Here is a 13,232-nt window from a genome sequence, read left to right as displayed (position 1 = left end):
GTACAGAAGGAAGGGGAAGAGGAATGAGCAATAACGGCGGAACGGAAATGCGGCTCGTAATTATTACTGGTATGTCCGGAGCAGGAAAAACGGTGGCTATACAAAGCTTTGAGGATCTTGGCTTCTATTGTGTAGATAATCTGCCGCCTATGCTGCTTCCGAAGTTTTTGGAGCTCATGAATGAAGCGGGGGGCCGGATGAATAAAGTAGCAGTCGTGATGGATATGAGAGGGCGTGAATTTTTTGATGATTTGATTCATGCGCTGGATGAAGCAGGGGAAATGGCTTCCATCACGCCTAAACTGTTGTTTCTAGATGCGGATGATTCCGTGTTGGTGCGCAGATATAAGGAAACACGGCGTTCTCACCCTCTATCACCAACGAAGCGTCCGCTTGATGGCATCCGCCAGGAGAGAGAGCTGCTTGAGGAGCTGAAAGGCCGTGCCCACCTCATTTATGATACGTCTCTCATGAAGCCGAGAGAGCTTAGAGAGAAAATTCTAGGCGAATTTTCACTTGATAAGAAAGCGGTCTTTACGGTGAATGTGATGTCCTTTGGTTTTAAGCATGGTTTGCCTATTGATGCAGATCTCGTCTTTGATGTCCGCTTTTTGCCCAACCCGCATTACATTGAGCATTTGCGAGCCCGTACAGGCTTGGAAGAGGATGTATCGACTTACGTGCTGAAATGGAACGATACACAAAAATTTCTAGAAAAAGTGATAGATCTGCTTGCTTTTATGCTCCCTCATTATAAGATGGAAGGGAAGTCCCAGCTCGTCATTGCCATCGGCTGCACAGGGGGACAGCATCGGTCTGTTGCATTAGCCGAATATATCGCTGGACACTTTGCGGATGATTATCAGACCCGCATTACTCACAGGGATATTCATAAACGGAAGGTTCCTGCGACATGAGACAGCAGACAGATAAAAAGGTTGTAATCATCGGGGGAGGTACTGGCCTATCGGTGCTTCTGCGCGGTTTGAAGCGCCATCCGATTGATTTGACGGCTGTAGTAACCGTGGCTGATGACGGGGGCAGCTCTGGCCGGCTGCGAAGTGAGCTAAATATTCCTCCGCCTGGGGATATCCGAAATGTGTTAGTCGCTCTATCGGACGTAGAACCGCTGGTGGAGAACTTATTCCAGCATCGTTTCAGCACGCAAAATGAGCTGTCGGGGCATTCGCTCGGCAACTTAATGATTGCTGCTTTAACCTCCATTACAGGGGATTTTGTGCATGCCGTGAGAGAAATGAGCAAAGTACTGAATGTAAGAGGCAAGGTGCTGCCGGCAGCGAATCAAAGCGTCGTGCTTCACGCAGAGATGGAAGACGGAACGGTTGTGTCAGGGGAATCACAAATTCCTTATTCAGGGAAGCGGATTAAGCGGGTATTTTTATCCCCCAATGATATAAAGCCGCTGCCCGAAACGGTGCAGGCGATTCGAGAAGCAGACCTGATTGTAGTTGGACCGGGCAGTCTGTACACGAGTATTTTGCCAAATCTGCTCGTTCCCGAGATTGGAAAAGAGGTATGCCAGACACCGGCTAAAAAGGTCTATATCTGTAACCTGATGACTCAGGCTGGTGAGACGCTCGACTTCACTGCGAGTGACCATGTGAAGGCGCTTTACAGTCATATGCCTTGCCCGTTCATTGATACGATTTTAGTGAACAACGAGCCTATTCCGGATTATATTCAAGAAAAATACAAAGAAGAGCATGCCAAACCGGTTGTTTATGATGTAGATTTATTAAAGAGCATGGGGATAGATGTTATTTTTGACCACATTGCCATACGGAAGGACGGAGTGATCCGTCACAATACGAGCAAAGTAGCTGATATCTTATTTCAGCTGCTTCAAGATAAAAAATAAGGGAGAAGGTGAACCCTTTGTCATTTGCCTCTGAAACAAAAAAAGAGCTAACAACACTAGAGACAAAGGCTTGCTGCTCCAAAGCTGAACTCTCAGCGCTCATTCGCATGAACGGCTCATTGTCCTTTTCTAATCGGCTGCTGGTTGTGAATATCCAAACAGAAAATGCAGCCATTGCGAGAAGAATTTATATATTACTAAAGCAAAACTATCAAGTGGATGTAGAGTTACTGGTTCGTAAGAAGATGCGTCTCAAGAAGAACAACGTCTACATCGTCCGTCTGAAAGAGAAAGCCCGCCATGTTCTTGAGGACCTATCTATCATTGATACATCCTTTGCTTTTGTTCATAATATATCACCTGACTTAATTGCAAAAAAATGCTGCCGTCGTGCCTATTTACGAGGGGCTTTCCTAGCAGGAGGTTCAGTGAACAATCCAGAAACCTCGTCCTACCACTTAGAGATCGCCTCGCTTTATAAAGAGCATAATGATGCGCTGTGCGAATTGATGAACAGCTTTCATTTAAACAGCAAAACATTGGAGCGTAAAAAAGGTTTTATTACTTACTTGAAAGAAGCGGAGAAGATTACAGAATTTCTCAATGTAATCGGCGCCCACAATGCGCTGCTTCGGTTTGAGGATGTCCGTATCGTTCGTGACATGCGAAATTCTGTAAACCGTCTGGTCAATTGTGAAACTGCCAACTTGAATAAAACGATTGGAGCAGCCATGCGCCAAGTGGAAAACATCCGCTTCATTGAGTCCACGGTTGGCTTAGAGATACTGCCTGATAAACTGCGTGAAATCGCTGAATTGCGAGTAGCTCACCAGGATGTGACGTTAAAGGAACTTGGAGAAATGGTATCCGGTCCGGCTATTAGCAAGTCAGGGATTAATCATAGACTTCGCAAAATTGACGAAATTGCTGAAAAGATTCGAGCAAATGAGTTAGCGAAAAAATAATGAAAGAGGAGAAGGAAATGGTAGAAAAATTGACAGAAGTTCAATTAAAAACAGGATTGCATGCACGCCCAGCTGCATTATTTGTTCAGGAGGCAAATCGCTTTTCATCTGAAATTTTCCTTGAGAAAGACGGAAAGAAGGTAAATGCTAAAAGTATTATGGGCATTATGAGCCTTGCAATTAACCGCGGCAGTGAAGTTACTCTATCAGCGGAGGGCTCGGATGAGGAGGAAGCGGTTAAGGTGCTTGCTGAATTCATTGAGAGTGAAGAAGGACATCAATAATAAGCAAGAAAAAACAGCTGGAGAATTTCCAGCTGTTTTTCTATCCGGAGATGAAGAAATCCCGCCTTTTTGTTGTGTCCTTAAAAAGGCCGGTCCATGCTTCGTTCGGATACACGATTATTTGTTTTCTACGTCGTTACGAGTTAAGATCTTGTCGATTAAGCCGTATTCCAGCGCGCGCTCTGCAGTCATGAAGTTGTCACGGTCTGTATCGCGTGAGATCACTTCGATTGGCTGGCCTGTACGCTCAGATAGAATTTGATTTAATTTCTCGCGAAGGAAGAGGATACGCTTAGCTGCGATTTCAATCTCTGTCGCCTGACCTTGTGCGCCTCCAAGCGGCTGGTGAATCATCACTTCACTGTTTGGAAGAGCATAACGCTTGCCTGGTGTTCCAGCTGCCAATAAGAAGGCACCCATGGAAGCGGCCATGCCGATACAAATTGTTTGAACGTCCGGCTTAATGAATTGAATGGTGTCATAAATCGCCATACCAGCTGTAATGCTTCCGCCTGGGCTATTGATGTAAATAGAAATATCTTTCTCTGGACTTTCCGCTTCAAGGAACAATAGCTGAGAAACGATCGAGTTGGCCACATTATCATCAATGCCGCTTCCTAGCATGATGATGCGGTCTTTCAGCAAGCGGGAGTAAATATCGTACGCGCGCTCACCTCGGTTGGTTTGTTCAATAACTGTAGGAATTAAATTCATTTTTTTCGTTCCCCCTTCAAATAAAAAAATAACGATCTTATGTAAGTATGATACCTTGATGGTCAATAAAGGTCAAACGATCTGACTTCACTTCTGTCTTACACTTCTTACATAGTTTTCTATTATACCCAGGAAAAATCCTGCTAAACGTAATAAGAAAAGTGAAAGTTATAATTTATTGTTTTATAAAAAAGAGACCTTGCTTTTTAAGTATTCATCCGCTATAATATTGAAATGTACTCATTAAGCCCTCGTGGTGTAACGGATAGCACGCAAGATTCCGGTTCTTGAAATGTGGGTTCGATTCCTGCCGAGGGCGTACAAGAGAGAAGCCTGTCCAGCTTTGCTTTCTAAGCAAGCGGGTCAGGCTTTTTTTATGCCTTCATTAGCCGAAAAGATTGAATTTTCACTTCTCAATTCAATTTCCTGCTGTATAATAGAGTAGGAAGGGGGAGAGGAATTTGAATATGCACTTGAAGCCCGGTCTTTGGCAACAGCAAACAGTAAAGCTTGTGATGACACAAGAATTAACGCAGGCGATTGCTTTGCTGCAATACTCTGCCCAGGAGCTGACTGAGTTTTTGGAAGCAAAGACGATGGAAAACCCATTTATCCAGTTAGAGTCAGGGGAAATGAAAGCGCTTCATCAAAAGGAGAAGCCCGGCTCACGCAAGAAAGCTCTCCAAAGCAGGGAAGAGAGAAACTGGGTAGAGCACGTAGCGGACCAATCCCAGACACTGATCGACCATTTAAGAATGCAGCTGACACATATTCCGTTGAAGGCGACAGAGAAGAAAATGCTAGACTTCTTGTTATATAATATTGACGAAAATGGCTATATGACGATTGATATTAAAGAAGCTGCACAAATGTGCCGCTGTTCTATAGACGAAGGGGTAAAGATGTTTCATATGATTCGTGAGCTGGAACCGGCCGGTGTAGGGGCTCGTAACTTGCAAGATTGTCTTCTTCTCCAAATTGAACGGCTTTCCGACGTCCCGCCGATCGTTCCTGTTATTATTCGAGATCATTTTGTGGCATTTGCGGAGAAAAATTGGCGGCCGCTGTCTAAACAGCTGGATGTCAGCATACAGCAGATTCAGGAAGCGGCCGATTTTATTCAAACATTGAACCCGAAACCAGGGATCCATTTTTCCTATGAGCAGCCGACCTATGTACGGCCTGATTTGTCAGTTGTGAAAAAGGACGGTTCAATCGAGGTTCATTTGCTGGAAGAAGCCATGCCGAAAATTGTGTTTCAAAAAGAGTATTTCGATGAATTAGCAGCACACAAAGATACGAAGCTAAAGGAATTTATGAAAGATAAACATAAGGATTACCTCTGGCTGCTGAAGAGCCTGGAGCAGCGTAAGCGTACGATTCAGCGAGTCGGCCTAGCCATCGTTGAAAGGCAGCGTGACTTCTTTTTCGAAGGACCGAGCCGTCTGCAGCCGCTCACTATGAAGGAGATCGCTGATGAGCTTGATATTCATGAATCGACGGTTAGCCGGGCTGTGCGGGGGAAATACATGCAGACACCATACGGCACATACGAATTAAAATCCTTCTTCCCGTCAGGCTTATCGGGCGGAACCGAGGGAGCTGCTTCGGCTGAACAGGTGAAGGCACGTATGGTAGAGCTGGTGAACGGAGAGGATAAGTGCAAGCCGCTCTCAGACCAGGAAATCAGCAAGCGTTTAGAGGAAGAAGGATGGAAGGTGTCCAGAAGAACCGTTGCTAAGTATCGGGGCTTATTGGCCATCCCTTCATCATCGAAGAGGAAAAGATACGACTGAGAACCGAGGAGATAGAATGAAAGAGGTTTACTTTTATACGAGGCCGAGATGCCCGCTTTGTGAGGAGGCGGAGGCTGTATTAAAGCTTGTCCGGGAGGATGCATCGTTTCAGCTTTATGAAAGAAATATTGACGATAAGGACGAATGGATGGAAAAGTATGGATTGATGATTCCGGTAGTCGAAATAGATGGGAAGGTGGTCCAGTACGGTCACATTGATTATCCTACTATTAAGCTGGCAGTGGATGCGTAAGTCTTTTACCAGTGAAGTCGTTTTCGTTGCTTTCTAGTTTTTTCCCTGCTACACTTTATTTTGAAGCAGGGTTTATTTTTTTGTACATAGTGGGACAATACTTTTAATAAAGGGACAAATAACGTCCCTATCAAGTGAGGGGATTTGTATGCAATCACTCATTGACCTTCAGAAGAAGCTGGTTCCTGACTTGCTGGAGGTGCTTCAAAAGCGGTATGACATTTTGCATTCGATTCGTTTAGCCCAGCCGATCGGCAGGCGCCCGCTAGCTCAGTCATTAGGGTTAACGGAGCGAACCCTGCGGGCAGAGGCTGATTTCTTGAAGGAACAGGACCTGCTCGATTACCGAACGTCAGGGATGATACTGACAGAGTCGGGTGTGGCTGTTCTAGAGGAATTGCAGGAATTAATTGGTGCAATGAAGGGTATAAACACCATGCAGGAGAAAATTAAGCGCCGGTTCGGTCTTGATGAAGTAATCATTGTTCATGGCGACAGTGATGAATCTCCATGGACAAAAAAAGAACTTGGAAAATACTGTGCAAACAGTATAAAAAGCCGTCTGCAGGTAAAAGATATCATTGCTGTGACGGGTGGGACAACAACGCTTGAAGCAGCCGCAGCTATGACAGCTGATTTTGCCGCTGGCAAAGATATTACATTTGTACCGGCCAGAGGCGGTCTTGGAGAGGATATTTCCCATCAGGCGAATGCGATTGCAGCCAAAATGGCTGAGAAGACTGGCGCAACGCATAAAGTGTTGTATGCACCCGATCAAATTAGTCCGGAAATACAGGTGTCTATGCTGCAGGAGCCCTCTATTAAAGAGGTGCTGAAGCTGATCAAATCCCCGTCTATTGTCGTGCATGGCATAGGAGAAGCATTCAAGATGGCTAGGCGTCGGGATACGCCTGATGCAGTCATCGAGCAGATGAAATCCGAACAGGCAGCGGGTGAAGCGTTTGGCTATTACTTTGATATGGATGGACGCGTAGTTCACCGTGTGCCGACAATCGGACTGCAGCTGAAGGATCTTGCCCAGTCTCGTGAAGTCATTGCAGTAGCGGGCGGGAAGTCCAAAGGGCAGGCCATCCGCTCTTATTTGAAAGGAGCCGTTAAGACCACTGTGCTCATTACAGATGAAGCGGCTGCTGGGCAGTTAATCGATGAAAATGACTAAGTGATAACAACTGCTTCTCTATAAAGCAATTAATTTATTGCTTGGGCAGTTTAATGATAATCAAAACATTCTAGGAGGAATCGTGACATGGCAGTAAAAGTAGGAATTAATGGATTTGGACGGATTGGACGCGTTGTATTCCGTGCAGCTTTAGATAATCCCAATATTGATATTGTAGCAGTGAATGATTTAACAGATGCGGATATGCTCGCTCACCTTCTGAAGTATGATACCGTGCATGGCACGCTCGACCAGGAGGTAACAGTCGACGGAGAGTATATCGTTGTTGGCGAGCACAAAGTAAAGGTAATAGCTGAACGGGATCCGGCCAGCCTTCCATGGGGAGAGCTTGGTGTGGATATCGTCGTGGAATCAACCGGCCGCTTTACAAAGCGCTCTGATGCGGCGAAGCATTTAGAAGCAGGTGCAAAAAAGGTAGTTATCTCAGCGCCAGCGAAGGAAGAGGACATCACCATTGTTATGGGCGTAAATGAAGACCAGTACGATTCTAAAAACCATCACGTCATTTCAAATGCCTCTTGTACAACAAACTGCTTAGCACCGTTCGCTAAAGTGCTGAATGATAAGTTTGGCATTGTGCGCGGCATGATGACAACGGTTCATTCTTATACAAATGACCAGCAGATTCTTGATCTGCCTCACAAAGATTACCGCCGGGCGCGTGCAGCGGGGGAGAACATTATACCGACAACAACAGGAGCAGCTAAAGCGGTATCTCTTGTATTGCCGGAATTAAAAGGCAAGCTAAATGGTATGGCTATGCGCGTACCAACACCAAATGTGTCTGTTGTCGACTTAGTAGCTGAGCTGAAAACAAATACAACAGCAGAAGAAGTGAATCAAGTGCTGAAGGAAGCCGCTCAAGGAGAGTTAAAGGGAATTCTCGCTTACTCTGAAGAACCGCTTGTCTCTAGAGATTATAACGGCAGCACAGCGTCTTCAACTATTGATGCATTATCTACAATGGTGCTTGAAGACAATATGGTGAAAGTACTATCTTGGTACGACAATGAAACTGGCTATTCCAACCGAGTTGTCGACCTTGTAGACTACATCATTCAAAAAGGCTTCTAATCACTAATAGTGTGATACTATTGGAAAAGTGTGTTATGTTTTTTTCACTTCTTTATTGGAAAATGATAACCCACCATCTATAATGATAGATGGGATGACAGGGGAGCGGGGAAGGATATCCCCTCTCCCTTTCGTTTTATTTTGTGATTTTACGAGGGAGGCCTTCTTACATGAACAAAAAGACGATGAAGGATTTCGATGTGAAAGGGAAGCGTGTCTTTTGCCGCGTAGACTTTAACGTACCAATGAAGGACGGAAAGGTAGCGGACGATACACGCATTTTAGCTGCACTTCCAACTATTCAATATTTATCTGAACAAGGTGCGAAGGTAATTCTAGCAAGCCATCTTGGCCGGCCGAAAGGGGAAGTGAGAGAAGAGCTTCGTTTAACACCTGTAGCTGCTCGTTTATCCGAGCTTTTCGGCAAAGAAGTAAAGAAGGTGGACGAAGCGTTCGGTGAGACAGTAAAGAAGGAAATCGATGCCATGGCGGATGGCGATGTGCTGCTTCTTGAAAATGTGCGCTTTTACCCTGGAGAAGAAAAGAATGATGAGCAATTAGCAAAGCAATTTGCAGAGTTAGCTGATTTGTACGTTAATGATGCATTTGGCACCGCTCACCGTGCCCACGCTTCTACAGAGGGAGTGGCTCATCACTTGCCGGCAGCAGCTGGGTTCCTCTTAGAGAAAGAGCTGGAGGTTCTAGGTGAAGCTTTATCAAATCCTGCCCGTCCGTTTACAGCTATTATTGGCGGTGCCAAAGTAAAAGACAAAATTGGCGTGATTGATCACTTGCTGGATAGAGTAGATAATTTGATCATCGGGGGAGGCCTGGCTTACACGTTTATTAAAGCACGAGGCTATGAAATCGGAAACTCCCTTCTAGAAGAAGATAAATTAGAGCTGGCCAAGCAATTTATCGAGAAAGCTGAGCAAAAGGGCGTCCAGTTCCTTATGCCGTTAGATGCAGTGGTAGCAAAAGAGTTCTCTGAGGAAGCCGAAGCAAAAACAGTTGATATCGACAGCATTCCATCTGGCTGGATGGGGCTTGACATCGGACCGAAAACGAGTGAATTATATAGAGAAACGATTCAAAAATCGAAGCTTGTGATCTGGAATGGACCGATGGGTGTATTCGAGATGGAGAAGTTCGCTGGAGGAACAAAAGCGGTAGCGGAGGCCTTGGCTGAAGCGGAAGATACATATTCAGTCATTGGCGGCGGAGATTCAGCGGCAGCGGTGGAGACGTTCGGTATCGCTGGGAAAATGGATCACATTTCCACAGGCGGAGGAGCTTCCTTGGAATTCATGGAAGGAAAACAGCTGCCGGGCGTAGTCGCCTTAGACGATAAGTAAAAGGACATAAGCAGCATCTTTAGAGAGCGAATAAAGCAATCGACAGGAAAGAAAGGATGAAACGTTATGCGGAAGCCGATTATCGCGGCGAACTGGAAAATGCATAAAACACTGGCCGAAGCCAAGAGCTTTGCTGAGGAAGTAAAGGGGCGGGTACCATCAGCAGATGTGGTCGACAGCGTAATATGTTCACCGGCCTTATTCTTGGATGCACTTGTTCAAGATACAAACGGTACGGATGTGAAGGTTGGAGCGCAAACGATGCATTTTGAGGAAAGCGGGGCTTTCACGGGAGAAATTAGTCCAAAAGCGCTGCAGGACATTGGCGTGAACTATGTGATTATCGGTCATTCAGAGCGACGGGAGATGTTCGGTGAAACGGATGAAACCGTTCATAAAAAAGTAATGGCTGCTTTTAAATATGAGCTGACGCCGATTGTCTGCTGCGGAGAGACGCTTGAGCAGCGCGAAAACGGCGAAACAAATACTTTTGTTGCCGGACAAATCGAAAAGGCGCTTTCCGGCTTGCTGGAGGAGCAAGTCAAGCAAGTGGTGATCGCATATGAACCAATCTGGGCAATAGGTACAGGCAAATCTTCCACAGCAGAAGAAGCAAATGAAGTGTGCGCGCATATTCGCCAGACAATAGCCAATCAATTCTCTGAAGAGGCAGCGGATAGCGTACGTATCCAGTACGGCGGAAGTGTAAAGCCAAACAATATTGGAGAATTCATGAGCCAGCCAGATATTGACGGTGCGTTAGTTGGTGGAGCAAGTCTGGAGCCTGCGTCCTTCCTGCAGTTATTGGAGGCAGTTAATCATGGGTAAGTCACCTGTTGCGCTGATTATTTTGGATGGCTTTGCTTGCCGCAGCGAAACAAAAGGAAACGCTGTCGCCCAAGCAAAAAAACCGAATTTCGATCGTTATTGGGAGCAATTTCCCCATTCAACACTAACAGCCTGCGGGGAGGCGGTCGGCCTTCCCGAGGGGCAAATGGGAAACTCTGAGGTAGGTCACTTAAATATTGGGGCTGGACGGACTGTCTATCAAAGCTTAACAAGAATCAACATTGCTATCCGCGAAAAGGAATTCTTTGAGAATGAAGCGTTTTTGCAGGCGATTCAGCATGCAAAACAGAATGGGTCTGCGCTTCACTTGCTCGGCCTGCTTTCGGATGGCGGCGTACATAGCCATATTGAGCACCTGTTTGCTCTTCTAAAGCTTGCGGCTGATGAAGGGCTGGAGAAGGTGTATGTCCATGCTTTTCTGGATGGACGGGATGTGGGGCCTCAAACAGCAAAGGGCTATATTGAAGACACACTGGCAAAAATGAAGGAATACGGTGTCGGACAGTTTGCAACGATTTCAGGCCGCTATTATGCGATGGATCGTGATAAGCGCTGGGACCGGGTGGAAAAAACCTATCGGGCAATGGTATATAATGAAGCTCCGTTCTTTTCTGATCCGCTTGAAGTTGTAGAAGACTCTTACGCAAACGGCATTCACGATGAATTCGTCGTGCCGGTTGTGCTCACGAACGAAGCCGATCAGCCAGTGGCGAAGGTAAATGACAACGATGCCATGATCTTTTTCAACTTCCGTCCAGACCGGGCCATTCAATTATCTAATGTATTTACGAATAAAGAATTCAATGGCTTTGACCGCGGAGAACACATGCCGTCTAACCTTCACTTTGTCAGCATGACGCCTTACAGCCAAACGGTGGATGGTGTAATTGCGTTTGATAATGTGGATTTAACGAACACGGTCGGAGAGGTATTGTCTGATAACGGCCTGCAGCAGCTGCGCATTGCGGAAACAGAAAAATATCCGCATGTCACCTTCTTCATGAGCGGCGGCCGGGAACGGGAGTTTTCAGGTGAGACGCGAATTTTAATTGATTCACCGAAAGTAGCAACGTATGACTTGAAACCGGAAATGAGTGCTTATGAAGTAACGGAAGCATTACTTGATGAAATTAACAATGACCGGCAGGATGCGATTATTTTGAACTTCGCTAATCCGGACATGGTTGGACACTCAGGGATGCTGCAGCCGACGATTAAAGCCATTGAGGCTGTAGATGAGTGCCTGGGGCGTGTAGTTGACCTTATTCTTTCAAAAGGCGGAACAGCCATTATTACAGCCGACCATGGAAATGCGGATGAAGTTGTTACACTGGAAGATAAACCAATGACGGCCCATACGACGAATCCAGTCCCGGTTATCGTAACAAAGCCGGGCTTAGAGCTTCGTGAGGGCGGCATACTCGGGGATTTAGCTCCAACGATGCTTGATTTACTGAATATAGAGAAACCGGCTGAAATGACCGGCACTTCTTTAATAAAAAAATAAATGCTTTCATAAAAAAGGAGAGACTTATTATGCCAATCATTACAGACATTTATGCACGCGAAGTACTAGATTCTCGCGGAAACCCTACTGTGGAGGTAGAGGTATATACACAATCCGGCGCCTTCGGGCGGGCCCTTGTGCCTTCTGGCGCTTCTACAGGGGAATACGAAGCAGTGGAGCTTCGTGACGGTGACAAAAGCCGTTACCTTGGCAAAGGAGTATTAAAAGCTGTTGAAAATGTAAATGATGTGATTGCTCCTGAGCTGGTTGGAAGCTACGAAGTACTTGACCAAATCGGCGTAGACCAAGCGATGATTGCTCTTGATGGAACAGAAAATAAAGGCAAGCTCGGTGCGAATGCGATTCTTGGTGTATCTATGGCTGTTGCCCATGCTGCTGCTGATTACCTTGGTGTTCAACTGTATGAATACTTAGGCGGTGTGAATTCTAAACAGCTGCCAGTACCGATGATGAACATTTTAAATGGCGGTGAGCATGCGGATAATAACGTAGATATTCAGGAATTCATGATTATGCCTGTAGGAGCGGAAAGCTTTAAAGAAGGCCTGCGCATGGGAGCGGAAATCTTCCATAGCTTAAAGGCGGTTCTGAAGGAGAAAGGCTTAAATACAGCAGTTGGTGATGAAGGCGGCTTCGCGCCAAACCTGAAGTCCAATGAGGAAGCACTGCAAACGATCATTGAAGCAATTGAAAAAGCAGGCTATACACCTGGCGAGCAAGTCAAGCTTGCGATGGATGCAGCTTCTTCTGAGTTTTATAACAAAGAAGACGGCAAATATCATCTGAGCGGAGAAGGGGTTGTGAAAACTTCTGCAGAGATGGTGGATTGGTATGAAGAAATGCTCTCTAAATATCCGATCATTTCAATTGAAGACGGCTTGGATGAAAATGATTGGGATGGCCATAAAATGCTGACAGAACGAATTGGTCATAAAGTTCAGCTCGTTGGTGACGACTTATTCGTAACGAACACAGCTAAATTGTCTCAGGGAATCGAGCAAGGAGTAGGCAATGCGATCCTGATCAAAGTCAACCAAATCGGTACATTAACAGAAACATTCGATGCAATCGAAATGGCAAAGCGTGCCGGATACACGGCGGTCATTTCTCACCGTTCTGGAGAAACAGAGGATGCTACCATTGCGGACATCGCTGTAGCGACAAATGCTGGCCAAATCAAGACAGGCGCTCCTTCACGTACAGATCGTGTAGCTAAGTATAATCAGCTTCTCCGCATTGAAGATACTCTTGGAGAGCTTGCCCAATATCTTGGAGACAAAACGTTCTATAACCTAAAAAGATAAGCACCCTGTTTGAAAAGAAAAGGCGGCCTT

Annotated in this window: 13 protein-coding genes and 1 tRNA gene; 13 read left to right on the top strand and 1 reads right to left on the bottom strand. The window is 45.8% G+C overall.

Features of this window, described 5'->3' with window-relative positions:
• Window positions 1-23 precede the first annotated feature (23 nt).
• The 4 genes from rapZ to QY97_RS02155 are packed head-to-tail and all read left to right on the top strand — an operon-like array spanning window position 24 to window position 3,128.
• Window positions 24-917: an RNase adapter RapZ gene (gene rapZ / locus QY97_RS02170; protein WP_039230768.1), complete on the top strand. Its 894-nt coding sequence runs from the start codon at window positions 24-26 to the stop codon at window positions 915-917.
• A complete protein-coding gene (locus tag QY97_RS02165) occupies window positions 914-1,879 on the top strand; it encodes a gluconeogenesis factor YvcK family protein (RefSeq protein WP_039230765.1) in 966 nt (321 codons plus the stop codon). The genes rapZ and QY97_RS02165 overlap by 4 nt, the downstream gene beginning before the upstream one ends.
• 17 nt (window positions 1,880-1,896) lie before the next feature.
• Window positions 1,897-2,844 carry a DNA-binding protein WhiA gene (whiA, locus tag QY97_RS02160; RefSeq protein ID WP_039230762.1) on the top strand — a complete coding sequence of 316 codons (948 nt, stop codon included), beginning with the start codon at window positions 1,897-1,899 and terminating at the stop codon, window positions 2,842-2,844.
• A 17-nt stretch (window positions 2,845-2,861) separates the two neighbouring features.
• Window positions 2,862-3,128, top strand: a complete 267-nt coding sequence (locus tag QY97_RS02155) for an HPr family phosphocarrier protein (protein ID WP_039230759.1) — start codon at window positions 2,862-2,864, stop codon at window positions 3,126-3,128.
• A 117-nt stretch (window positions 3,129-3,245) separates the two neighbouring features.
• Here the strand turns inward: QY97_RS02155 and clpP are convergent, their stop codons facing one another.
• The gene (gene clpP, locus QY97_RS02150; RefSeq protein WP_039230755.1) at window positions 3,246-3,842 is read right to left on the bottom strand and encodes an ATP-dependent Clp endopeptidase proteolytic subunit ClpP; all 597 of its coding nucleotides are present in this window, start codon (window positions 3,840-3,842) and stop codon (window positions 3,246-3,248) included.
• 247 nt (window positions 3,843-4,089) lie between these two features.
• Between clpP and QY97_RS02145 the strand changes: the two genes are divergently transcribed.
• The 9 genes from QY97_RS02145 (at window position 4,090) to eno (ending at window position 13,202) form a co-directional block, all read left to right on the top strand.
• Window positions 4,090-4,161, top strand: a tRNA-Arg gene (locus QY97_RS02145).
• 148 nt (window positions 4,162-4,309) lie between these two features.
• A complete protein-coding gene (gene rpoN / locus QY97_RS02140; protein WP_039231005.1) occupies window positions 4,310-5,638 on the top strand; it encodes an RNA polymerase factor sigma-54 in 1,329 nt (442 codons plus the stop codon).
• Between the two features lie 16 nt (window positions 5,639-5,654).
• On the top strand, window positions 5,655-5,891 hold the full coding sequence (locus QY97_RS02135; RefSeq protein WP_039230752.1) for a glutaredoxin family protein: 237 nt from the start codon (window positions 5,655-5,657) through the stop codon (window positions 5,889-5,891).
• Between the two features lie 148 nt (window positions 5,892-6,039).
• The gene (locus tag QY97_RS02130; protein WP_039230749.1) at window positions 6,040-7,071 is read left to right on the top strand and encodes a sugar-binding transcriptional regulator; all 1,032 of its coding nucleotides are present in this window, start codon (window positions 6,040-6,042) and stop codon (window positions 7,069-7,071) included.
• A gap of 87 nt (window positions 7,072-7,158) precedes the next feature.
• Window positions 7,159-8,166, top strand: a complete 1,008-nt coding sequence (gene gap / locus QY97_RS02125; protein ID WP_039230746.1) for a type I glyceraldehyde-3-phosphate dehydrogenase — start codon at window positions 7,159-7,161, stop codon at window positions 8,164-8,166.
• 170 nt (window positions 8,167-8,336) lie between these two features.
• Window positions 8,337-9,521 carry a phosphoglycerate kinase gene (locus QY97_RS02120; RefSeq protein ID WP_039230744.1) on the top strand — a complete coding sequence of 395 codons (1,185 nt, stop codon included), beginning with the start codon at window positions 8,337-8,339 and terminating at the stop codon, window positions 9,519-9,521.
• A 66-nt stretch (window positions 9,522-9,587) separates the two neighbouring features.
• A complete protein-coding gene (gene tpiA, locus QY97_RS02115; RefSeq protein WP_039230741.1) occupies window positions 9,588-10,349 on the top strand; it encodes a triose-phosphate isomerase in 762 nt (253 codons plus the stop codon).
• Window positions 10,342-11,877 (top strand): 2,3-bisphosphoglycerate-independent phosphoglycerate mutase, encoded by a 1,536-nt coding sequence (gpmI, locus tag QY97_RS02110; protein WP_039230738.1) that lies wholly within the window; start codon window positions 10,342-10,344, stop codon window positions 11,875-11,877. The genes tpiA and gpmI overlap by 8 nt, the downstream gene beginning before the upstream one ends.
• Before the next feature lie 29 nt (window positions 11,878-11,906).
• Window positions 11,907-13,202: a phosphopyruvate hydratase gene (gene eno, locus QY97_RS02105; protein WP_039230735.1), complete on the top strand. Its 1,296-nt coding sequence runs from the start codon at window positions 11,907-11,909 to the stop codon at window positions 13,200-13,202.
• Window positions 13,203-13,232: the final 30 nt, after the last annotated feature.

Origin of the sequence: Bacillus thermotolerans (assembly GCF_000812025.2) — a bacterium.
GTDB classification, from domain to species: domain Bacteria; phylum Bacillota; class Bacilli; order Bacillales; family Domibacillaceae; genus Quasibacillus; species Quasibacillus thermotolerans.
The sequence above is the reverse complement of the archived record's forward strand: the minus strand, read 5'-3'. Positions and strand labels throughout refer to the sequence as shown.

What these genes read in the sequence shown, in the direction of transcription:
- rapZ (WP_039230768.1), top strand. Translation starts at nt 24, where the DNA reads ATGAGCAATAACGGCGGAACGGAAATGCGGCTCGTAATTATTACTGGT.
- QY97_RS02165 (WP_039230765.1), top strand. Translation starts at nt 914, where the DNA reads ATGAGACAGCAGACAGATAAAAAGGTTGTAATCATCGGGGGAGGTACT.
- QY97_RS02155 (WP_039230759.1), top strand. Translation starts at nt 2,862, where the DNA reads ATGGTAGAAAAATTGACAGAAGTTCAATTAAAAACAGGATTGCATGCA.
- clpP (WP_039230755.1), bottom strand. Translation starts at nt 3,842, where the DNA reads ATGAATTTAATTCCTACAGTTATTGAACAAACCAACCGAGGTGAGCGC.
- rpoN (WP_039231005.1), top strand. Translation starts at nt 4,310, where the DNA reads ATGCACTTGAAGCCCGGTCTTTGGCAACAGCAAACAGTAAAGCTTGTG.
- QY97_RS02135 (WP_039230752.1), top strand. Translation starts at nt 5,655, where the DNA reads ATGAAAGAGGTTTACTTTTATACGAGGCCGAGATGCCCGCTTTGTGAG.
- QY97_RS02130 (WP_039230749.1), top strand. Translation starts at nt 6,040, where the DNA reads ATGCAATCACTCATTGACCTTCAGAAGAAGCTGGTTCCTGACTTGCTG.
- gap (WP_039230746.1), top strand. Translation starts at nt 7,159, where the DNA reads ATGGCAGTAAAAGTAGGAATTAATGGATTTGGACGGATTGGACGCGTT.
- QY97_RS02120 (WP_039230744.1), top strand. Translation starts at nt 8,337, where the DNA reads ATGAACAAAAAGACGATGAAGGATTTCGATGTGAAAGGGAAGCGTGTC.
- tpiA (WP_039230741.1), top strand. Translation starts at nt 9,588, where the DNA reads ATGCGGAAGCCGATTATCGCGGCGAACTGGAAAATGCATAAAACACTG.
- gpmI (WP_039230738.1), top strand. Translation starts at nt 10,342, where the DNA reads ATGGGTAAGTCACCTGTTGCGCTGATTATTTTGGATGGCTTTGCTTGC.
- eno (WP_039230735.1), top strand. Translation starts at nt 11,907, where the DNA reads ATGCCAATCATTACAGACATTTATGCACGCGAAGTACTAGATTCTCGC.